Source organism: Streptomyces sp. NPDC088261 (assembly GCF_044740805.1).
Classification (GTDB): Bacteria; Actinomycetota; Actinomycetes; order Streptomycetales; family Streptomycetaceae; genus Streptomyces.
Map to the genome: position 1 here is coordinate 60,371 of NZ_JBIURL010000003.1, position 20,586 is coordinate 80,956.

Sequence of the window (20,586 nt, forward strand, 5' to 3'; positions counted from 1 at the left end):
GAATCGTCGCGCCGGGTACGCGGGGCGCACACGGCGTGCGCGATGCGTACGGAACGTAACGAGAAGCGATTCACAAGTTCACAAGTGGGGGGACTCTTAGAGTCGCACCGATGCGCCGGGCCAACAAGAGGGGCGTAGGAGTGCGGAGGGGGCGTGAAAAGATCACACAAAGCGCCGTCGAGGCACGCTCACGCTCAGTAGCGCTGGTTCAGGTAGCCGAGCAGTTCCTCGTGGAGCACGCCGTTCGAGGCCGCCGCGTTGCCGCTGTGCGGTCCCGGCTGCCCGTCGAGGCCGGTGAAGCTGCCGCCCGCCTCCTGGACCACGACCGCCACCGCCGCCATGTCCCACAGCGACAGCTCCGGCTCCGCGCACATGTCCACGGAGCCCTCGGCGACCATCATGTACGGCCAGAAGTCGCCGTACGCGCGGGTGCGCCAGACCGCCCGGGACAGGTCGAGGAAGCCGTCGAGCCGGCCCTGCTCCTCCCAGCCGGTGATCGAGGAGTACGCGAACGACGCGTCGCCCACGTTCGCGACGTCCGAGACCCGCAGCCGGGTCGCCGAGGAGAGACTGCGGCCCGTGTACGCGCCGCCGCCCTTCGCCGCCCACCAGCGCCGGCCCAGCGCCGGCGCGGACACCACGCCGACGACCGGTTCGTACCCGCCCTCGGTGGCCACCATCAGGGAGATCAGCGTCGCCCAGACGGGCACCCCGCGCACGTAGTTCTTGGTGCCGTCGATGGGGTCGACCACCCAGCGGCGCGGCCCCGTGCCCTCGATGCCGAACTCCTCGCCCAGGATCGCGTCCCGCGGCCTGGCCCGCTGGAGATGCCCACGGATCAGCTCCTCGGCGGCCTTGTCGGCCTCGCTCACCGGAGTCATGTCCGGTTTGGTCTCGACCTTCAGGTCGAGCGCCTTGAACCGGTCCATCGTCGCGGCGTCGGCGGCGTCCGCGAGAACGTGGGCAAGGCGCAGATCATCGTGGTAATCGGGCATGGGCGTCACAGTATCGACCGGTCACCGGGCCGGGCTACGGGGCACGGTACGGGGGGAGGGAGAGGCGTTGACGCGGTACGGGGACGCCTACCGCCCGCGTTGCCGCGACCCTTGACACTGCGCGACGGCCCGTCAACTCTGAGCGCACAGCCGACGCCCCGGAGGCAACGATGCCTACCGCACGTGAAGCCCTGCTCGACGCCGCCCAGTCGGCGCTCGCCGAGTCGCCCTGGCAGGCCGTCAGGATGGTCGAGGTGGCGTCCGCCGCCGGGGTGTCCCGGCAGACCCTCTACAACGAGTTCAGCGGCAAGGACGGCCTCGCCCGCGCGCTGGTGCGGCGCGAGGCCGACCTCTATCTGCGGGGCGTGGACGGGCAGTTGGCCGGTACCGACACCCGCGCCGAGCCGGCCGAGCGGCTGGCCGCCGTCGCCGAGTGGACCGTCGCCCGCGCGGGGGACCGGCCCCTGCTGCGGGCGCTGCTCACCGGCTGCTGGGGGGAGTGGCTGCCCGCGCCGCGCCCGTCCCGCCCCGCCGGGGAGCGCGCGGCCGTCCCCGCGCGGCGCGCGGCCGACGCGGGTCCGCCCGTACCGGCCGAACTGCTCGCGCTGGTACGGGACCGGTCGGCGAGCACGCTGGACGGGGGGCGTACGGACCACAATCTGCACCGGTGCGAACTCGCCGTACGCCTCGCGCTGTCCCATCTGGTCGCGCCCGGCGCACAACCGGTGGGTCAGCTGGTCCGCAGAGCGGTCACGGCGGCGCCCGGCGCGTACGGAGTCAGTGGGCCGAGCCCGAGAGCTGGAGGCCGATGACGCCGATGATCACCAGCGAGATGGAGACCAGCTTGAGGACGGAGACGATGTCCCCGAGGAAGATCATTCCGTAGATCGCGGTGCCCGCCGCCCCGATGCCCGTCCACACCGCGTATGCCGGACCCACGTCGAGCTTCTTCAGCGAGAGCGTCAGCAGACCGAAACTCCCGAGGGCGAAACACGCGAACGCGATGGTCGGCCACAGCCGCGTGAAGCCGTGCGAGAGCTTGAGACAGACCGCGAAACCCGTCTCCAGGATCCCGGCGACCACTACCAGCAGCCACGCCATCTTCTGGGGCCTCCCGCGTCGGTGACTGCTCGGTGTCGCTCGGTGCGATTATGCACTTACCAACGCCGGTTGCCCGCAAACGCGTTGTGTCAGTCGCCTTCGCGTCGCTCGCGTGTGGCGAGAAGCCGCCGCAGCGAGTACAGCCGGGCCGGGCTCGCGTGCCCCTCGGCGACCCACGCGTCCAGCGCGCAGTCCGGCTCGTCGTGGCTGCACGCGCGCGGGCAGCCCTCCGTCCCCGGCACCAGGTCCGGGAAGGCCAGGATGACGCGCGACGGGTCGACGTGGTGCAGCCCGAAGGACCGGATGCCCGGGGTGTCGATGACCCAGCCGTCCGCCTTCGCCAGCGGCAGCGCCAGCGCCGAGGTGGTGGTGTGCCTGCCGCGCCCCGTGACCGCGTTGACCAGGCCCGTACTCCGGTGCCTGTCCTCCGGGACGAGCGCGTTGACGAGCGTGGTCTTGCCGACGCCGGAGTGCCCGACGAACGCGGTCGCCTTGCCTTCCAGGTACTCCCGCACCCGGTCCGCCGCGAACCCGCTCTCCAACTCGTCGCGCCGCGTGACGACATAGTGGATGCCGAGGTCCTGGTACGTCTCCAGCAGCTCGTCCGCCGACGCCAGGTCGGACTTGGTCAGCACCAGCAGCGGTTCCAGCCCGGCGTCGAACGCCGCGACCAGGCAGCGGTCGATCAGCCGGGGGCGCGGCTCGGGGTCGGCGAGCGCGGTGACGATCGCGAGCTGGTCGGCGTTGGCGACGACCACCCGCTCGTACGGGTCGTCGTCGTCCGCCGTGCGCCGCAGGACCGAGGTGCGCTTCCCGATCCGTACGATCCGCGCCAGCGTGTCCTTCTTGCCCGACAGGTCACCGACGATGTCGACCCGGTCGCCCACCACCGCCGCCTTGCGGCCCAGCTCACGGGCGGTCATCGCGAGGACGACCCGGTCCTCGACGAGGCAGGTGAGCCGGCCGCGGTCCACGGTCAGGACCATGCCCTCCGAGGCGTCCTCGTGCTTGGGCCTGATGTTCGTGCGCGGCCGGTTGCCCTTGGGGTTGGGGCGGGTCCGGATGTCGTCCTCGTCGGGGTTCTTGCCGTAACGGCGCATCGCGTCAGGCTCCCGCGCCCGCACCCGGGCCGGGGCCCGCTCCCGTTTCGGCTCCCGTTTCCGCCCCTGCGCCCGTTCCCGTTCCCGTCCCTGCTCCCGCTCCCGCTCCCGCGAGCATGTCGGTCCACATCTGCGGGAAGTCCGGCAGCGTCTTGGCCGTCGTCCCCACGTTCTCGATCTCGACGCCGTCGACCACCAGGCCGATGATCGACCCGGCGGTGGCCATGCGGTGGTCGTCGTACGTGTGGAAGACGCCGCCGTGCAGGGGGCGCGGGCGGATGTGCAGCCCGTCGGCGGTCTCCGTCACGTCGCCGCCCAGCTCGTTGATCTCCTTGGTCAGCGCGGCCAGCCGGTCCGTCTCGTGCAGCCGCAGGTGCGCGACCCCGCGCAGGGTGGAGGGCGAGTCGGCGAGGGCCGCGACGGCCGCGATGCCCGGCGTCAGCTCACCGACCTCGCTCAGGTCGACGTCGATGCCGTGGATCCGGCCCGTGCCCGTCAGGGTGAGCGCGCTGCCCTCGTTGGTCATGCCCCACGCGCAGGAGCCGCCCATCGCCGTGAAGATCTCGCGCAGCGCGTCCCCGGGCTGCGTGGTGTGCTCGGGCCAGTCCGGGATCGTGACCCGGCCGCCGGTCACCAGGGCGGCGGCGAGGAAGGGCTGGGCGTTGGAGAGGTCGGGCTCGACGGTCAGGTCCCGGCCGAGCAGCGCGCTGGGGGAGACCCGCCAGACGTTCGGCTCGCCGCCCGTCTCCGGCTCGTCGACCTGGGCGCCGACCGCGCGCAGCATGTCGACCGTCATCCGGATGTGCGGCATCGACGGCAGGGACGACCCCACGTGCCGTACCTCCACGCCCTGGTTGAACCGCGCGCCCGACAGCAGCAGCGCCGAGACGAACTGCGAGGACGAGGACGCGTCGATCTCCACCGACCCGCCGTCCAGCGCCCCGCCGCCCTGCACGGTCAGCGGGAGCGAGCCGCGGCCCTCGTCGTCGATCCGCGCCCCGAGGACGCGCAGCGCCTCGATGACGGCGCCCAGGGGGCGTTCGTAGGACCGGGGGTCCCCGTCGAAGTGCACCGGGCCGTCGGCCAGCGCCGCGACCGGCGGCAGGAAGCGCATCACCGTGCCGGCGTTGCCGACGTCGACGGTGGCGGGGCCGTACAGACCCGCCGGGATGATCCGCCACGCCTCGCCGGTGAAGCCGTCCCGGCCCGCGGCGGCGGAGCTGGACGACACGGTCTCCTCGATCCCGACGCCCATGGCGCGCAGGGCGTCGGCCATCAGCAGGGAGTCGCGGGAGCGCAGTGGGCGGCGCAGCCACCCGGGCTCGGCGGCCAGCGCGGCGAGGATCAGTCCGCGGTTCGTGACCGATTTGGATCCGGGCACGGTGACCGTCGCTTCGACGGCCCCGCGGGCGGAGGGGGCGGGCCAGAGGGCGGGCTGCACGGAGCTTTCGGTCATGCCTTCACTTTAGTGGTTTCGCGCCGACTCGGATCCTGACAAAAAGCGCGGAAACCCGGACGTAACCCAGGTTTGGTAAGGCGGCTACACGGGCGGTGCGGGGCGGGGGCAGCTCGGGGGCAGCTCGGGGGCAGGCCAGGGGCGGGCCGGGGGCGGGTCAGAGACCGAGCATCCACCGTCCGCCGCCGATCAGTGAGCAGAGGGAGACGGCGTGGAACAGGAACAGCCACAGCGCGGGCGGTACGTTCGTCAGCCGCGCCAGCTGGTCCGCGTCCGAGTCGCCCGCCCCGCCGTGCCGGCGCTTGGACTGGAGCTCGAAGGCCGGCCGTACGCCTCCGAGCAGCAGGAACCACACGGCGGTGTACGCGAACGCCGACTGGACCACCGGCCCGGTGAGCCAGGAGATCAGGAGGAAGGCCGCCCCGGTCAGGATGACGGTGAGCGCCCCGTACGCGTTGCGGATCATCACCAGCATCGCGAGCAGGAGGGCGGTCGCGAGCCAGAGCAGCAGCGTGATGTGGTGCGCGGAGAGCAGCCAGGCGCCGCCGAGCCCGAGCAGCGGGGGCGCGGTGTAGCCGGCGGCGGCCGTCAGGATCATCCCGATGCCGGCGGGCTTGCCCCGGCTGACGGTCAGGCCCGAGGTGTCCGAGTGCAGCCGTATCCCGTTCAGGCGGCGGCCGGTGACCAGCGCGATCAGGCCGTGGCCGCCCTCGTGGGCGATGGTGATGGTGTTGCGCGACACCCGCCAGACGGGGTGGGGCACCACCGCGGCGAGGGCGACGGCCCCCGTCACGACCACCAGCCACGGGGCCGGCGCCGGCTGACTGCCGAAGACCCGGTCCCACAGGTTGGATATGGACGTGACGTCGATGCTGGCCATTTCTCGGTCGGCTCCTCAACGGGGACGGGGTCGTGGCAGTCTGGCACTTATGTGCGGACGGTATGCGGCGAGCCGGCGGCCCGAGGACCTTCAGGGGCTCTTCGGGGTGGAGAAGTGGGAACCCGAGGAGACCCTGGCGCCCGATTGGAACGTGGCCCCGACCAAAGAGGTCTACGCGGTTCTGGAACGTCCTGTGAAAGACGCGGAAGAGCCGGATCCGGTTCGGCAGCTGCGCAAACTCAGGTGGGGGCTCGTGCCGTCGTGGTCGAAGACGCCCGAGGGCGCGGCCCGCATGATCAACGCGCGGGCCGAGACCGTGCACGAGAAGCCGTCCTTCCGCCGCCCCTTCCTCGCCCGGCGCTGCATCCTGCCGGCCGACGGGTATTACGAGTGGGTGACCGGCGCCGACGAACGGGAGCTGGAGGTACGGGGGAAGAAGAAGCGCCCCCGCAAACAGCCGTACTTCGTGACGCCGGCCGACGGGTCTGTCATGGCGCTGGCGGGACTGTACGAGTTCTGGCGCGACCGGACGCTGCCCGACGACCACCCGGGCGCCTGGTGGGTGACCTGCTCGGTGATCACGACCGAGGCGGAGAAGACCCCGCTGGCCGTGGCGCCCGCCGAGGGGCCCGGATCGCTCGCCGACATCCACCCCCGTATGCCGCTGATGCTGACGCCGGACCGCTGGGACGCGTGGCTGGACCCGGCCCGTACGGACCCCGACGACCTGCGTGAGCTGCTCGCGCCGCCCGAGGCCGGGCTGATGCGGGCGTATCCGGTGGCGACGGCGGTCAGCAATGTCCGCAACAACGGGCCGGAGCTGCTGGAGGAACTGGCCGCGCCGGAGGAGAGCACGCTGTTCTGAGCTGGTCTGGTCTGGGCCTGGTCTGGTCTGGGCTCTTCCGAAGCGTGGCGAGGAGCGCTGAGCTGTGCGCTGCTGAGGCGTTCCGGGGCGCGGGCGCGGCAGGATGTCCGGTGTGACTCCTGACACGCGTGGGACGCGGAGCGAGAACGTGCGGACCGTCGGCACTCCGGGCGGCGACGCCCGCGTCACCTGGCACCCGGCGGAGGACCCCCGGCTGGTCCTCGCCCTCGGCCACGGCGCGGGCGGCGGCATCGAGGCCCGCGATCTCCAGGCCCTCGCCGCCGCGCTGCCGCCGCTCGGCGTCACCGTCGCGCTGGTGGAGCAGCCCTGGCGGGTGGCGGGCAGGAAGCTCGCTCCGGCGCCGAAGACCCTGGACGCGGGATGGCGGGCGGTGTGGCCCGTGCTGGCGGAGCCGGGGCCGCCGGTGATCGCGGGCGGGCGCAGCGCCGGAGCGCGGGTGGCCTGCCGTACGGCGCCGGAGCTGGGGGCGTACGCCGTACTGGCCCTCAGCTTTCCCCTGCACCCCCCGGGCAGGCCGGAGAAGTCCCGGGCGGCGGAACTGCTGGGCGCGGGGGTGCCGACGCTGGTGGTCCAGGGCGGCAACGACCCGTTCGGGAAGCCTGCCGAGTTCCCGGACGCGGGTGGCGGGAGGGACGCCGGTACGAAGGGGGGCGGCGCGTTCGCGCTGTGCGAGGTCCCGGGCGCCGACCACGCGTTCGCCGTCGCGAAGAGCGCCGCCGTCTCGCAGGAGCGGGCCCTCGCGATCATCACCGCGAACGTGGCGGAATGGGCGGCGAAACTCGCCTGAGCACCGGGTCCCGGCCGGGAATGTGGGACAGATGTCCACTGTTTCACCAGACAACGGAACACAGAGCATGGAGAGGGAGTCCGTCGTATGGGTTCGACCATCTGCCCGCGCCGCTCAGACGCCAGTGAACTGGAGTGGACGGTGCTTCCCGCGTCCAAGAACGCTCCGGTCCGGGCGGCCGGCGGAGCGGACCACCGGCCCTCGTTGTCACAAGGTCGACTATTCTCCGATTCGAGTGGGTCCGCTTTCGGGCCCGCCACAGCGTTGGAGGAGGTGGGTCCGGTCACTGGGACCGACGCAGGGACCGACGACGGCGGCATCGAAGAGACCACGGCCGAGCGCAACGCCCGTTTCGAGCGGGACGCGCTGGGCTTCCTCGACCAGATGTATTCCGCCGCGCTGCGCATGACGCGCAACCCGGCGGACGCCGAGGACCTCGTGCAGGAGACGTATGCCAAGGCGTACGGCTCCTTCCACCAGTTCCGCGAGGGGACCAACCTCAAGGCCTGGATGTATCGCATCCTCACCAATACCTTCATCAACTCGTACCGCAAGAAGCAGCGTGAACCCCAGCGCAGTGCCGCCGAGGAGATCGAGGACTGGCAGCTCGCGCGTGCCGAGTCGCACATGTCGACCGGTCTGCGCTCGGCGGAGGCACAGGCGCTCGACCACCTCCCGGACTCCGACGTGAAGTCGGCGTTGCAGGCGATCCCGGAGGAGTTCCGCATCGCGGTGTATCTCGCCGATGTCGAGGGCTTTGCGTACAAGGAGATCGCGGACATCATGGGGACTCCCATCGGTACGGTGATGTCGCGGCTGCACCGGGGGCGCCGCCAGCTGCGCGGCATGCTGGAGGACTACGCCCGCGAGCGCGGGCTCGTCCCGGCCGGTGCCGGGGAGTCGTCGGACGATCGGAAAGGTTCGGGCTCATGAGCTGCGGAGAGCCGCATGAGACGGATTGCTCCGAGGTACTCGATCATTTGTATGAGTTCCTCGACAACGAGATGCCGGACAACGACTGCACCAAGTTCGAGGTGCACTTCGAGGAGTGCTCCCCGTGCCTGGAGAAGTACGGCCTTGAGCAGGCCGTGAAGAAGCTGGTCAAGCGCTGCTGCGGCCAGGACGACGTGCCGTCCGACCTGCGGGCCAAGGTCATGGGCCGGATCGATCTGATCCGGTCGGGAGAGATCGGTCCTGAGCGGGAAGTGTCGACGGCGGGCGCGGATGTGCCGCGGGCGGCGCAGGACTGACGTACCGACGTACGGTGCGGCCGTCCGAGCGGGCCCGCACCACCACCCGCTGACCCCAGCAAGCCCCCCTTCGCACGGGGTACGAGGGCGTGCCGCGCATCGCGCGGTGCGCCCTCACCCGTATCACCGGCAGAGCGGCCGTGTCACCCGAAGGTGCTAATCGTCGTCGTCCGCCCGCCGCCCGCGCCCCGACTCGCTAGCCTGACGCTCTGTTTCGGGCCCTTCCCGGGCCGGATCGAGGAGCCGAGGAAGGGCGAGAACCCGTGAGGGCCATACCGGGTGCGGCGCGCGCGTACATCCTGGGCGCCGCGCTCTGCGCCGCCGTCTGCCTCCTTCCCGCGTTCCGCCCCGGCACCCCGTGGCGGGCCGTCGCGCTGCTCGCCGTCCTGTACGCCTTCTGCGAGATGCCGGCCCGCTGCCGGTTCCCCGGGCGCTCGCCGCACGGCTCCGCGCCGGTCGCCGCCGGATCGTTCTTTCCCGTCCTCCTCGCCTCCGCCCTGTTGCTGCCGCCCGCCGCCGCCGCGCTGGTGGCCGTGCCCGGCGCGCTGCTGGGACGCGTCGAGCAGCGGCCGAAGGGCGCGCGCCGGGTCTGGCGCGCCGCGCAGCTCTCCCTCGCCACCTGGACGGCGGCGCGGGTCCAGGTCCTGTTCGGCGGTCCCGTCGCCCTCGGGGGTGGTGGCTACGGGCTCAAGACGCCGGACTTTCCCTATGTGTTGCTACCCGCCGGGGCGGCCACCCTCGCCTTTTGTCTGGTTCTCGCCACGCTCGACGGCGGGGTGCTGGCGGCGGCCGAGCGGCTGCCGCTGCGGACCGCGTGGCGGGGGCTGTTCGTCCGGTCGCTGGCCCCGCACGGGGCGCACGGCCTGGCCGGGCTGATGATGGCGGTGCTGTGGCGGAGCCCGTACGGTCCGCTCTCCGCGCTCTTCGTCCTGCTGCCCATGTACATCTCCTGCTGGGTGTTCGCGCAGTATCACCGCGAGTCCGCCGCCCACCAGGCGACGATCAGGGCGCTCGTGCAGGCCGTCGACCTCAAGGACACATACACGCGCGGGCACAGCGAACGGGTGGGGCGCGCCTCGGTGTTGATCGCCCAGGAGCTGGGCATGGACCGGGACCGGACGGAGGTGCTCCGGTTCGCCGGGATCCTGCACGACGTCGGCAAGCTCGGCGTACCGACGCGGGTGCTGCGCAAGGACGGGCCGCTGACGCCCGACGAGCGGCGGGTGATGGAGCTGCATCCCGAGTACGGGCACGAGATGGTGCGCGGCATCGGCTTCCTCGGGGAGGCGCGGGAGGCGATCCTGCACCACCACGAGCGGCTGGACGGCAGCGGGTACCCGTACGGGCTGGCCGGGGCGCAGATCCCCGAGTGCGCGCGGGTGGTGGCGGTGGCGGACGCGTTCGACGCGATGACGTCGACCCGCTCGTACAGCAGGGCGAGACCGGTGGGCACGGCGATGGCGGAACTGGAACGCTGCGCGGGCACCCAGTTCGACCCGGACATGGTGAACGCGCTGGTCAGGGCGCTGTCCCGACACGGCTGGCAGACGACGGTCACGGCGGACGAGGCGGAGGCGCCAGCGGCGCCGGGTGGGGGCGCGAGGCCGGGCCCGGTCCCGTCACCGGGCGCCGGCTCGCCGACGACGGGCGCGCACCCGGCGCCTGACCCGGGGACGGCGGGCGCGCGTCTTCCGCCCGGCCCCCGTGCCCCCGTCTTCCCGCGTGTGCCCCGCCGGAGGCGCGCGTGAGTGCGGGCGCCGTCCCGGAGCGGGCGCCTGTCGCCCGGGCGCGGCCCGCCGTCGCCGTGGCCGGGGTGTACGGCTCCGCCGCGCTGCTCGCCGGGAGTGCGCTCGGCGGGACGCTCTGGCGGGGGCTCGCCGAGCCGCGTACCGCTCTCGCGTTCGGCCTGCTCGTTGCGGTCGGGGAGCTGGCTCGCTGGGGCGCGCTCCCCGGTGAGCGCGAGCCCGCGCCCCTCGGGGCCGCCGGTGCGCTCGCGTACGCCCTCCTCGGCGAGAACGCCGGGCAGCGCGCCACCCACGGCGTCCTCCAGACCCTCGCGGTGGTGGCCGCCGCCACCCTCGCCGGCTCCGTACCGCACCTCGCCAGGCGCCGGGGCCCCGCGCTCGACCACCTGGTCCGCCGCGTCCTGACCACCGCCTTCGCGGCCGTGTGCTTCCAGCCGCTGTACGACGCGGGCTACGGGTCCGGCTCCGACGGGCTCGTGGAGCGCTTCGGCAAGGGCCCCTTCTACGCCGCCACCCTCCTGCTCCTCCTCGTCCTCACCGCCCTCTGCGACGCCGTCCTCGCCGCCCTCCTGCTCCGCGCCCGCACCCGCCACCCCTTCGGCCCCCTCCTCCGCGACGAGCTGCGCGCCCTCCTCCACATCGGCTCCGCCGTCTGCGCCACCGGCGCCGTCATCGCCCTCGGGGTCGCCGTCGCGGGACTCTGGGCGCTGCCCGTGTTCTGCGTACCGCTGCTGCTGACCCAGCTGTCCTACCGGCGGTACGCCGCCGTGCGGACCACGTACCGCCAGACCATCGCCTCCCTCGCCCGCGCCACCGAGATCGCCGGCTACACCCCCCACGGCCACGCCCGCAGGGTCGCGGAGCTGAGCCGCGCCGTCGGCCGCGAGCTGGGCCTCTCGGGACCGGAGCTGACCGTCCTCGAATACGCGGCCCTCATGCACGACATCGGACAGCTCTCCCTCGTCGATCCCGTCCCCGAGGGCGCCACCGCCTTCCTCCCGGCCGACGAGCAGCGCCGTATCGCCCTCCTCGGCGGCGAGGTGGTCCGCCAGACCGGCGTGCCCGCCGCCGTCGCCGTCGTCGTGGAGCGCCAGGCCGATCCGTACCGCGAACAACCCCTCTCCGCCAGGATCGTCCGCACCGTCAATGCGTACGACGACCTCACCGGGGAATGTGCCAGTGCGAGTGGACCGCTCGGCGGATCGCTCGGCGCACTGGAGCGGCTGCGGCTCGGGACGGGGCACGACTACCAGCCCGAGGTCGTGGAATCCCTGGCACGCGTGCTGTCCCGAGGCGGCCCGGCCCCGGGCGGGACCGGGTAACCCATGGGTAATGAGCGGGCGTGGGACCGGGCATGGTTGGATGCGAAGAAGAGGAAGAAGAGGGTGTCCGGGGGCACAGACCCGAGCGACCGGCAGGCGGGAATCGTGAGGATCTTCGGGAAGGTACGGCATCGGCCCTCCGCCTCGTGGCGGCAGGCCACCGACCGCGCGTTCACGCTGATCGGTGACGGCCGGTACGAGGACGCGGGCGCGCTGCTCACCCGTGCGGCGGACCTGGAGCCCTGGCTCTCGGAGTCGTGGTTCAACCTGGCGCTGCTGCACAAGTTCCGCCACGACTGGGAGCAGGCGCGCGCCGCCGGGCTGCGGGCCGTCGCGCTGCTCGACAAGGAGACCGGCGCCCCCGACTGGTGGAACGTCGGCATCGCCGCCACCGCCCTCCAGGACTGGCCGCTGGCCCGCCGCGCCTGGCAGGCGTACGGGCTGAAGGTGCCCGGCAATCCGCACAGCGTCGAGGCCAACGGCGAGCCCGAGGGCATGGAGCTGGGCAGCGCCGCCGTCCGGCTCTCGCCGGAGGGCGAGGCCGAGGTCGTCTGGGGCCGCAGGCTCGACCCGGCCCGCATCGAGCTGCTCTCGATCCCGCTGCCGTCGTCGGGACGGCGCTGGGGCGAGGTCGTGCTCCACGACGGCGTACCGCACGGCGAGCGCACGACGGCCGCCGGGCCGGACGGCAACACCCGCGCGTACCCCGTGTTCGACGAGATCGAGCTGTGGGCGCCCTCGCCCGTACCGACGTGGGTGGTGCTGCTGGAGGCGGCCACCGAGGAGGACCGGGACGCCCTGGAGCGCCTCGCGGCCGACGCGGGGTTCGCGGCCGAGGACTGGTCGTCGTCCGTACGGCTGCTGTGCCGGGCCTGCTCGGAGAGCCGGATGCCGAGCGCCGAGGGCGACGGGGAGCACCTCGACCCGCACGACCACAGCGAGCCGGGGCACCCGGGGCCGCTGGGGCACCGCACGGCCGGCGAGCTGTGGGTGCCGGAGCGCGAGTGCGGGATCGCGGCGCCGCAGGGGCTGGTGCGGGGGCTGCTGGACGGGTGGGTCGCGGACAGTCCGGACACCCGGGAATGGCGCGATCTCGAAGAGGTCTGCTGACGCCCGCCGGCTGCCCTTAGGCTGTATGGGCACATCGTGCCGATCGTGCGGGCAGCATCGGGAACCGAGGAAGGCGTACTGCGGACATGGCGCAGCAGGAGACGGACCAGCGGGTCGACAGGGGAACCACCGTGGCCGGGACGGCGGACGGGTTCGCCGACGACACGGAGCGCGCCGCGGAGCGTGAGCTGGCGCACCGCGAGCGCGGCACGTCCCGCCCGATCACCGTCGTCGGGAATCCGGTGCTCCACAAGGAGTGCCGGGACGTCACGGAGTTCGACGACTCCCTCGCCGCGCTGATCGACGACATGTTCGCCAGCCAGCACACGGCGGAGGGCGTCGGCCTCGCCGCCAACCAGATCGGCGTGGACCTCAAGGTCTTCGTGTACGACTGCCCGGACGACGACGGCAAGCGCCACGTCGGGGCGATCTGCAACCCGGTGCTGGAGGAACTGCCGCCGGAGAAGCGCCACTTGGACGACTCCAACGAGGGCTGCCTGTCGGTCCCGACGGCGTACGCGGCCCTGCCCCGCCCCGACTACGCGGTGGTACGCGGCCAGGACGCCCAGGGCAATCCGGTGAAGGTGGCGGGCACCGGGTACTTCGCGCGCTGCCTCCAGCACGAGACGGACCATCTGTACGGGTACCTGTACATCGACCGGCTGTCGAAGCGGGACCGGAAGGACGCGCTCAAGCAGATGGAAGAGGGCACGCCGCGCTACGAGACGGTCCCGAACGCCTGAGACCGTGAGGCCGGGACAGGGGCCTGGGCCGGGACGGGGGCCGGGACGGGGACGGATGCCGGGCCCGAGGCCGGGCCCGGGCCCGGCCCCTGGAACGTCCGCCGGTACGCGTTCGGCGTCGTCCCGAGGGTCCGCAGGAAGTGATGCCGGAGCCCCGCCGCGTTCCCGAACCCGGCGCGTCCCGCGACCCGGTCGACCGTCTCGTGCGTACCCTCCAGCAACTCCTGTGCCAGCAGCACCCGTTGGCGCAGGAGCCAGCGGTACGGAGTGGTCCCCGTCTCCTGCTGGAAGCGGCGGGCGAAGGTGCGGGGCGACATGTGGGCCCGCTCGGCCAGCTGCTCCACGGTCATCTCGCGGTCCAGGTGGCGCTCCATCCAGGACAGCACCTCCCCGACGGTGTCGCAGGCGACGGGCAGCGGCCGCTCGATGAACTGGGCCTGGCCGCCGTCGCGGTGGGGCGGGACGACCATGCGGCGGGCGAGCGCGTTGGCGATCTCCGGGCCGTGTTCCTGCCGTACGAGATACAGGCACGCGTCGATGCCGGCGGCCGAACCGGCGGACGTGATCACGGGACCGTCCTCGACGTACAGCACGGCGGGCTCCACCCGCGCCTCGGGAAAACGCCGCGCGAGGTCGGCCGAGTGCCGCCAGTGCACGGCGCAGCGGCGCCCGTCGAGGAGGCCCGCGGCGCCGAGCAGATAGCCGCCGGTGCAGACGCTGAGCACACGGGCCCCCCGGTCCACGGCCCGCCGCAGCGCCGCCAGCAACTCCTCGGGGAACGCGCGCTCCGCGTAGGCGTCGCCCGCGGGTACGGCGATGAGGTCGGCCTCCTCCAGCCGTTCGAGCCCGGCCAGCGAGCCGAGGGTGAACCCGGCGTGGGTGCGCAGCTCCGCCCCCTCCGCGGACACCACCGCGAAGTCGTAGACGGGCAGCCCGTCGTCGCTGCGATCGAGCCCGAACACCTCGCAGACGACGCCGAGTTCGAAGGGGTGGACTCCGTCGAGCAGGACGGCGGCGACGTTTTTCAGCATGCGGCCCAGTGTGGCAGTAATTCGAGGTTCGATGACAGTCCTGCCACTGCCCTGTGGGGAACCCATCCACGACGCTGGACGCATGGACACCTTCCTGGCGTTTGCCGCCCTTACGGCCCTGTTCGTTCTCCTGGCCCTCCCGGCCCTGCTCTGGCTCCTCAAGGACCTGTCGATCGACCGCCAGTTGCGCCACGCGACGGTCGGGAGGGGGGATCCGGAGGCGGCGCGGGACGACGGACGGGCGCCGAGCGCGTCGAGCGCGTCGAGCGCCCCGATCGGGCCGAGCGCGCCGGCAGCGAGTGCAGGACTGCTGCCGCGCCCGCGCCGACCGCGTACCACAGCAGGTCAGGTGCGTTGAAGGTCGAACCCAGCACCAGCCGGGCGAGCCCGCTGCGCGCGGCGAGCCCGGCCGGGACCGGGGTGAGCTGGAGCAGTTCGACCGCGCAGCTGAACACAAAGGCGCCGACGGCGGCGGTGCGGGGCCGTACCCGGGGGACGGCGCACACGACGAGGGCGTGGACGAGCACGGTGTACAGCGCGTCGCCCGCGTACTTGGCGAGATCGCCGTCCGCCCACGCCCTGACCCCGAGCCCCGCGGCGACGGTCGCCGCGGCACACGCGAGAGCCGCCGGCCGGGTACGGATCACGGGGTGAACGGAGAGCTGGACCACCGCGGGACCTCCAGGCTGTGCAGGCGGCCCAGCACCACCGCGTCGCGGCTCACCGACACCCCGAACTCCGCTGCCAGGGCCTCGCACAGCCACCGCGCCGGTGCGGCCGGGTCGCGGGTGGCGGTCCGGGCCGCGAGGTGGCGGCGCGGATCGAGGGCAGGGGGGACCTCTCCCCGGGCCTCGGGCTCGGTGATCCCGGGCGGGCCGACGGTGACCTCCCACACGATCCGCCCGGCCTCGGCGGCCGTGACCCGCAGAGTCGGCACGTCCGGGTCGAGGTTCAACGTACTGCCCACGCTCAGGACCAGGCCGCCGGAGACCGCCGACGCGGCCGGGGCGGGCGACCGCATCACCCCCCGCCCCGCCATCTCCACCAGGGCGAACGCCCAGCCCTCGCCCTCGGTGTCCTGGCCTGCGCGGCCCACCGCCGCCGCCGAGGGGAGCCCGTTCGCGGGTATGCCCGGGACCACCAACTTCCCCGGACTGTCCTTCAACACCAGCGGTGGCGCCGGCGGGTGGAACGCCGTTTCGAGCCGCCTCGCCACCGTCACCGGATGCGGCGACAGCCCGCGCTCGGTGCCCAGGACGCGCGGCAGGTCCGCCGGCTCCACCCCGCGCGCCAGCACCAGCCACCACTTGAACTCGAACCTGCGGTCCTCCGCCACCAGCCACGCCAGTCCGTCCGGCTTCGCGGTGACCGCCACGGCGGCCGTACGGGACGAGGTGAGCAACTCCCGTCCCCGCCGGGCTGTCAGCAGTGGTCCCAGTACGCCGTCCGCCACCAGCCCGAGTGGCGCCACCTGCTCCTCGTCGTCGTACGGGCGCCATTCCCGCATGCCGTCGCGCAGCGTCGCCCACGCCTCGTCCACGCAGCCCCAGCGCGCGAACTCCCGGGCCCGTGCCACCACTTCACCGAACGGGCCCTCGACGGTGTGGCGGTACGTGCCGTCGAAGACCGCGTGCAGCACCGGCTCGACCACCGCCGGATCGACCGCCGGGAAGTCCCTGCGTACCCCCTCCAGATTGGGCACGCTGCCGAGCGAGGTCCATCGCTTCGCGGTCAGGCACCTCTTCGGGAGCAGTTCCCGCACGGTGTACGCCGTGTCGCCGACCGGCGCCGCGCGTTCGCCGCCCGGCGGTAGCCCGAGGAGCTCGGTGAGTTGCTCCTGGATCGACAGGGCGCGCGGATGGCGGGCCCGTACCGCCGGCGCCAGCAGCGCCAGCGCCCCGTCCGGATCACCGGCGAGGGCCAGCCGCCGCGCGCGGTCCACGTCCGCGTCCAACGCGTCGGCATCCGCCTGGGCGTCCGCGTCCGCGAGGAACCTCTCGTGGACGGACTCCATGTACGCCCGGAACGACGGATACCGCACGGGCTCCGCCCGGCTCCCCGCTACCCGGACCCGCACCGCCCACTCGCCGTCCTCCGCCACGTCCAGCGGGTCGAGCACCACGTCCACGCGGGCCGAGTCGTCGGTGAGCCGCAGCGACCGGCCCCCCGACCCCGTCTCGTCGGAGACCCCCTCCGTCCGCGCCAGGAGCCATACCGGCGTACCGGTCATCCGCCACCCGTCGGTCACCTCCAGGAACGCCCGGAACGACGGCGGCAGCGCACCCCCCGCCCGCGCCTCCCACACCGCGAGCGCCTTCGGATCCGCCGGCCCGAACCCGAGCCACCGCTGCTCCCGCGCCTCACGCAGCCCGTGCCCGTCCACCACGTCCGGATCGGCCGCGTCGGCCCACTCCGCGCTCCACCCGCGCAGGAACGCCCGCCAGTCGAACTCCTCGCGCGAGCGGGGGTGGTCGTGCCCCGTGTTCGTCGTCGTCATGGGTCCATGGTGTACGCGACCACTGACAACGCGACAACGCGACAACGCGCCCCACCCCCGCCACAGCGGAGAGGGGGCGCGCCCCGGTCGTGCCCCGGCCGCACACCAGCGACCCGGAAGCCCTACCCCAGCGACCCGGAAGCCGCGGAACAGCGGCCTAGAAGTCGTCGTCGAACGCGACCGACCCCTCCACCGCCACCTGGTACGCCGACGGGCGGCGTTCGAAGAAGTTGGTCAGTTCCTGCACGCCCTGGAGCTCCATGAAGGAGAACGGATTCTCCGAGCCGTACACCGGCGCGAAGCCCAGCCGCTGGAGCCGCTGGTCCGCGACGCACTGGAGGTACTCGCGCATCGACTCCGTGTTCATGCCCGGCAGGCCGTCCCCGCACAGGTCGCGCCCGAACTGCAACTCCGCCTCGACGGCCTCCTTCAGCATGTCCGTGACCTGCTGCTGGAGCGCGTCGTCGAAGAGGTCGGGCTCCTCCTTGCGGACGGTGTCGACCACCTCGAAGGCGAAGTTCATGTGCATCGTCTCGTCACGGAACACCCAGTTGGTGCCGGTGGCCAGGCCGTGCAGCAGACCGCGCGAGCGGAACCAGTACACGTACGCGAAGGCTCCGTAGAAGAACAGCCCCTCGATGCACGCCGCGAAGCAGATCAGGTTGAGGAGGAAGCGGCGCCGGTCCGCCTTGGTCTCCAGGCGGTCGATCTTCTCCACCGAGTCCATCCAGCGGAAGCAGAACTGCGCCTTCTCGCGGATCGACGGGATCTCCTCCACCGCGTCGAAGGCCGCCGCGCGGTCGTCCGGGTCGGGCAGATAGGTGTCGAGCAGCGTCAGATAGAACTGGACGTGCACGGCCTCCTCGAAGAGCTGGCGGGACAGGTACAGCCGCGCCTCGGGGGAGTTGATGTGCTTGTAGAGCGTCAGCACCAGGTTGTTCGACACGATCGAGTCGCCCGTCGCGAAGAACGCGACCAGCCGGCCGATCATGTGCTGCTCGCCGGGGGAGAGCTTGGCGAGGTCCGCGACGTCGGAGTGGAGATCGACCTCCTCCACCGACCAGGTGTTCTTGATCGCGTCGCGGTAGCGCTCGTAGAAGTCCGGGTAGCGCATGGGGCGCAGGGTCAGCTCGAAGCCCGGGTCGAGCAGGTTCTTCTCGGCGGGGCTCGTCACGGCGGGACCTTTCTCGGGGGAACTCATTACTGGCAGGCCTCGCAGGACTCGGGGTTCTCCAGGGAGCAGGCGATCGCGTCCGCGTCCGGGACCATCGGGTTGGCCGGGGCCGGGGACGCCTGCTGGAGCGGGATGGTGGTGGCGGCAGCGGCCGCGCTGGCCGGCGCCGGCACGGTGGCCGCCGCCTGGGGGCCGCCCGCCGCGCGGGCGATGCGCGTCGCGGGGCGCGAGCGCAGGTAGTACGTCGTCTTGAGGCCCTTCTTCCAGGCGTACGCGTACATCGAGCTGAGCTTCCCGATGGTCGGCGTCTCCAGGAACAGGTTCAGCGACTGGCTCTGGTCGAGGAACGGCGTACGGGCCGCCGCCATGTCGATCAGACCGCGCTGCGGGATCTCCCACGCCGTGCGGTACAGCTCGCGCACCTCCGCCGGGATCCAGGTGAAGCCGGCCACCGAGCCGCTGGACTCGCGCAGCGCCTCACGCGTCTGCGCGTCCCAGACGCCCAGGTCCTTGAGCTCCTGCACCAGGTACGAGTTGACCTGGAGGAATTCGCCGGACAGCGTCTCGCGCTTGAAGAGGTTGGAGACCTGCGGCTCGATGCACTCGTACACGCCCGCGATCGAGGCGATGGTCGCCGTCGGCGCGATCGCGAGGAGCAGCGAGTTGCGCATGCCGCTCTTCGCGACGCGGGCGCGCAGCGCGTCCCACCGCTCCGGCCAGTTCAGCTCGACGTCGTAGTGGTCGGGGTGCAGCACCCCGGCGGCGGTACGGGTCTCCGACCAGGCCGGGAGAGGCCCGTTGCGCTCGGCGAGCGCGCAGGACGCCTCGTACGCGGCGAGCATGATCCGCTCGGCGATCCTCGTGGAGAGCGCGGCGGCCTCGGCGGAGTCGAACGGCAGGCGCTTCTTGAAGAAGACGTCCTGGAGGCCCATCGCGCCCAGGCCCACCGGGCGCCACTTGGCGTTGGAGCGGCCGGCCTGCTCGGTCGGGTAGAAGTTGATGTCCACGACCCGGTCGAGGAAGGTGACGGCGGTACGGACGGTCTCGTCCAGCCGTTCCCAGTCGATCTCGCCCGAATCGAGCACGAACGCGCCGAGGTTGACCGAGCCGAGGTTGCAGACGGCCGTCTCGCCGTCGTCCGTGACCTCCAGGATCTCCGTGCAGAGGTTGGAGGAGTGGACGACCTTGCCGGGCAGGGCGGTCTGGTTGGCCGTACGGTTCGACGCGTCCTTGAAGGTCATCCAGCCGTTGCCGGTCTGGGCGAGGGTACGCATCATGCGGCCGTACAGCTCACGGGCCGGGACGGTCTTCCGCGCCAGGCCGGCGGCCTCCGCCTTCCGGTACGCGGCGTCGAACTCGTCGCCCCACAGGTCCACGAACTCCGGGACGTCGGCGGGGGAGAACAGCGACCACTCGCCGTCCGCGTCGACGCGGCGCATGAACTCGTCCGGGATCCAGTGGGCGAGGTTCAGGTTGTGCGTACGGCGGGCCTCCTCGCCGGTGTTGTCGCGCAGCTCCAGGAACTCCTCCAGGTCCGCGTGCCAGGTCTCCAGGTAGACGCAGGCCGCGCCCTTGCGCCGGCCGCCCTGGTTGACCGCCGCGACCGACGAGTCCAGGGTCCGCAGGAAGGGGACGATGCCGTTCGAGTGCCCGTTCGTGCCGCGGATCAGCGAGCCGCGCGAGCGGATGCGGGAGTACGAGAGGCCGATGCCGCCCGCGTGCTTCGAGAGGCGCGCGACCTGGTGGTAGCGGTCGTAGATCGAGTCCAGCTCGTCCAGCGGGGAGTCCAGCAGGTAGCAGGAGGACATCTGCGGGTGGCGCGTACCGGAGTTGAAGAGCGTCGGCGAGGACGGGAGGTAGTCCAGGCGGCTCATCAGCCGGTAGAGGGAGGCGACCTCCTCCAGCGCGCGCACGCTCGTGTCCTCGGCGAGACCGGCGCCGACGCGCAGCAGGAAGTGCTGGGGGGTCTCGATGACCTTGCGGGTGATCGGGTGGCGGAGCAGGTACCGGCTGAAGAGGGTACGGAGCCCGAAGTAGCCGAAGCGGTCGTCGGCGTCCTGGTCGATGAGCGCGTCCAGGAAGTCGGCGTGCAGCGCGACGAATTCGGCGGTGCGGTCGGCGATCAGGCCCTCGCGGTGCCCCACCGTGACGGACGCGGAGAACGCCACGGCGCCCTGGCTCGCGGCCTCTTCGGAGATGGTACGGGTGAGCAGCCGGGCGGCGAGCCGGGAGTAGGCCGGGTCCTCGGCGATGAGCCCCGCGGCCGCCTCGGTGGCGAGCTCGCGCAGCTCGGCCTCGTCCGACCGGGCGTTGCGGCCGCGCAGCGCGGCGCCGGCGACGCGTCCGGGGTCGGTGTCGGGCAGATCGGCGGTCAGGTCGGTCAGGAGCCGCAGCAACGCGGTCCCGGGTCCGTCGGTCACCTGTGCGGAGACCTCGGAGATGCCTGAAGCCGGATCGGCTGGCGCGATGGTCACGTGGTGCTCTCCCTCGCTCGGCTCTGGGCCGTCGG

19 protein-coding genes are annotated in these 20,586 nt (G+C 72.6%); 9 read left to right on the forward strand and 10 right to left on the reverse strand.

Going from position 1 to position 20,586, the window contains the following annotated elements:
• Positions 1–194 precede the first annotated feature (194 nt).
• A complete protein-coding gene (gene hisN / locus ACIODU_RS07470; protein ID WP_356427373.1) occupies positions 195–995 on the reverse strand; it encodes a histidinol-phosphatase in 801 nt (266 codons plus the stop codon).
• A 170-nt stretch (positions 996–1,165) separates the two neighbouring features.
• On the opposite strand from hisN, the gene ACIODU_RS07475 reads away from it, so the two are divergent.
• Positions 1,166–1,807, forward strand: coding sequence for a TetR/AcrR family transcriptional regulator (locus tag ACIODU_RS07475; RefSeq protein WP_401765052.1), 642 nt, complete (start codon positions 1,166–1,168; stop codon positions 1,805–1,807).
• Here ACIODU_RS07475 and ACIODU_RS07480 read toward each other — a convergent pair.
• From ACIODU_RS07480 to ACIODU_RS07495, 4 genes are all read right to left on the reverse strand, one after another.
• Positions 1,773–2,096 (reverse strand): multidrug efflux SMR transporter, encoded by a 324-nt coding sequence (locus ACIODU_RS07480; protein ID WP_161308152.1) that lies wholly within the window; start codon positions 2,094–2,096, stop codon positions 1,773–1,775. The genes ACIODU_RS07475 and ACIODU_RS07480 overlap by 35 nt on opposite strands.
• An 89-nt stretch (positions 2,097–2,185) precedes the next feature.
• Positions 2,186–3,196: a ribosome small subunit-dependent GTPase A gene (gene rsgA / locus ACIODU_RS07485; protein ID WP_161308151.1), complete on the reverse strand. Its 1,011-nt coding sequence runs from the start codon at positions 3,194–3,196 to the stop codon at positions 2,186–2,188.
• Positions 3,197–3,200: 4 nt separating this feature from the next.
• Positions 3,201–4,652 (reverse strand): 3-phosphoshikimate 1-carboxyvinyltransferase, encoded by a 1,452-nt coding sequence (gene aroA, locus ACIODU_RS07490; protein ID WP_401765056.1) that lies wholly within the window; start codon positions 4,650–4,652, stop codon positions 3,201–3,203.
• A 157-nt stretch (positions 4,653–4,809) separates the two neighbouring features.
• Positions 4,810–5,532: a M50 family metallopeptidase gene (locus ACIODU_RS07495; protein WP_401765059.1), complete on the reverse strand. Its 723-nt coding sequence runs from the start codon at positions 5,530–5,532 to the stop codon at positions 4,810–4,812.
• Between the two features lie 49 nt (positions 5,533–5,581).
• Here ACIODU_RS07495 and ACIODU_RS07500 point away from each other — a divergent pair, with 49 nt between their 5' ends.
• The 8 genes from ACIODU_RS07500 (at position 5,582) to def (ending at position 13,375) form a co-directional block, all read left to right on the forward strand.
• Positions 5,582–6,397 (forward strand): SOS response-associated peptidase, encoded by an 816-nt coding sequence (locus ACIODU_RS07500; RefSeq protein WP_401765061.1) that lies wholly within the window; start codon positions 5,582–5,584, stop codon positions 6,395–6,397.
• Positions 6,398–6,500: 103 nt separating this feature from the next.
• Positions 6,501–7,205 (forward strand): alpha/beta family hydrolase, encoded by a 705-nt coding sequence (locus ACIODU_RS07505; RefSeq protein ID WP_401765064.1) that lies wholly within the window; start codon positions 6,501–6,503, stop codon positions 7,203–7,205.
• 273 nt (positions 7,206–7,478) lie between these two features.
• Positions 7,479–8,138: a sigma-70 family RNA polymerase sigma factor gene (locus ACIODU_RS07510; RefSeq protein WP_208298586.1), complete on the forward strand. Its 660-nt coding sequence runs from the start codon at positions 7,479–7,481 to the stop codon at positions 8,136–8,138.
• Positions 8,135–8,455 carry a mycothiol system anti-sigma-R factor gene (gene rsrA, locus ACIODU_RS07515; RefSeq protein WP_161307225.1) on the forward strand — a complete coding sequence of 107 codons (321 nt, stop codon included), beginning with the start codon at positions 8,135–8,137 and terminating at the stop codon, positions 8,453–8,455. Before ACIODU_RS07510 ends, rsrA begins: the two co-directional genes overlap by 4 nt.
• 263 nt (positions 8,456–8,718) lie before the next feature.
• On the forward strand, positions 8,719–10,203 hold the full coding sequence (locus ACIODU_RS07520; RefSeq protein ID WP_401765069.1) for an HD-GYP domain-containing protein: 1,485 nt from the start codon (positions 8,719–8,721) through the stop codon (positions 10,201–10,203).
• Positions 10,200–11,522, forward strand: a complete 1,323-nt coding sequence (locus ACIODU_RS07525; protein WP_401765071.1) for an HD-GYP domain-containing protein — start codon at positions 10,200–10,202, stop codon at positions 11,520–11,522. The genes ACIODU_RS07520 and ACIODU_RS07525 overlap by 4 nt, the downstream gene beginning before the upstream one ends.
• 105 nt (positions 11,523–11,627) lie before the next feature.
• Positions 11,628–12,632: a hypothetical protein gene (locus ACIODU_RS07530; RefSeq protein ID WP_161308126.1), complete on the forward strand. Its 1,005-nt coding sequence runs from the start codon at positions 11,628–11,630 to the stop codon at positions 12,630–12,632.
• A gap of 86 nt (positions 12,633–12,718) precedes the next feature.
• On the forward strand, positions 12,719–13,375 hold the full coding sequence (gene def / locus ACIODU_RS07535; protein WP_356427357.1) for a peptide deformylase: 657 nt from the start codon (positions 12,719–12,721) through the stop codon (positions 13,373–13,375).
• On the opposite strand, the gene ACIODU_RS07540 is transcribed toward def, so the two are convergent.
• The 5 genes from ACIODU_RS07540 to ACIODU_RS07560 all read right to left on the reverse strand — a co-directional run bounded on the left by ACIODU_RS07540 (position 13,351) and on the right by ACIODU_RS07560 (position 20,551).
• Positions 13,351–14,406: a GlxA family transcriptional regulator gene (locus tag ACIODU_RS07540; protein ID WP_401765073.1), complete on the reverse strand. Its 1,056-nt coding sequence runs from the start codon at positions 14,404–14,406 to the stop codon at positions 13,351–13,353. The genes def and ACIODU_RS07540 overlap by 25 nt on opposite strands.
• A gap of 158 nt (positions 14,407–14,564) precedes the next feature.
• The gene (locus ACIODU_RS07545; RefSeq protein WP_401765076.1) at positions 14,565–15,053 is read right to left on the reverse strand and encodes a DUF2809 domain-containing protein; all 489 of its coding nucleotides are present in this window, start codon (positions 15,051–15,053) and stop codon (positions 14,565–14,567) included.
• Entirely contained in the window at positions 15,050–16,903 is a 1,854-nt protein-coding gene (locus ACIODU_RS07550) for an SMI1/KNR4 family protein (protein WP_401765079.1), read from the reverse strand. Before ACIODU_RS07550 ends, ACIODU_RS07545 begins: the two co-directional genes overlap by 4 nt.
• 157 nt (positions 16,904–17,060) lie before the next feature.
• Positions 17,061–18,104, reverse strand: a complete 1,044-nt coding sequence (locus tag ACIODU_RS07555) for a ribonucleotide-diphosphate reductase subunit beta (protein WP_401765082.1) — start codon at positions 18,102–18,104, stop codon at positions 17,061–17,063.
• Positions 18,104–20,551 carry a ribonucleoside-diphosphate reductase subunit alpha gene (locus tag ACIODU_RS07560; RefSeq protein WP_401765085.1) on the reverse strand — a complete coding sequence of 816 codons (2,448 nt, stop codon included), beginning with the start codon at positions 20,549–20,551 and terminating at the stop codon, positions 18,104–18,106. Before ACIODU_RS07560 ends, ACIODU_RS07555 begins: the two co-directional genes overlap by 1 nt.
• Between the last annotated feature and the right edge of the window lie 35 nt (positions 20,552–20,586).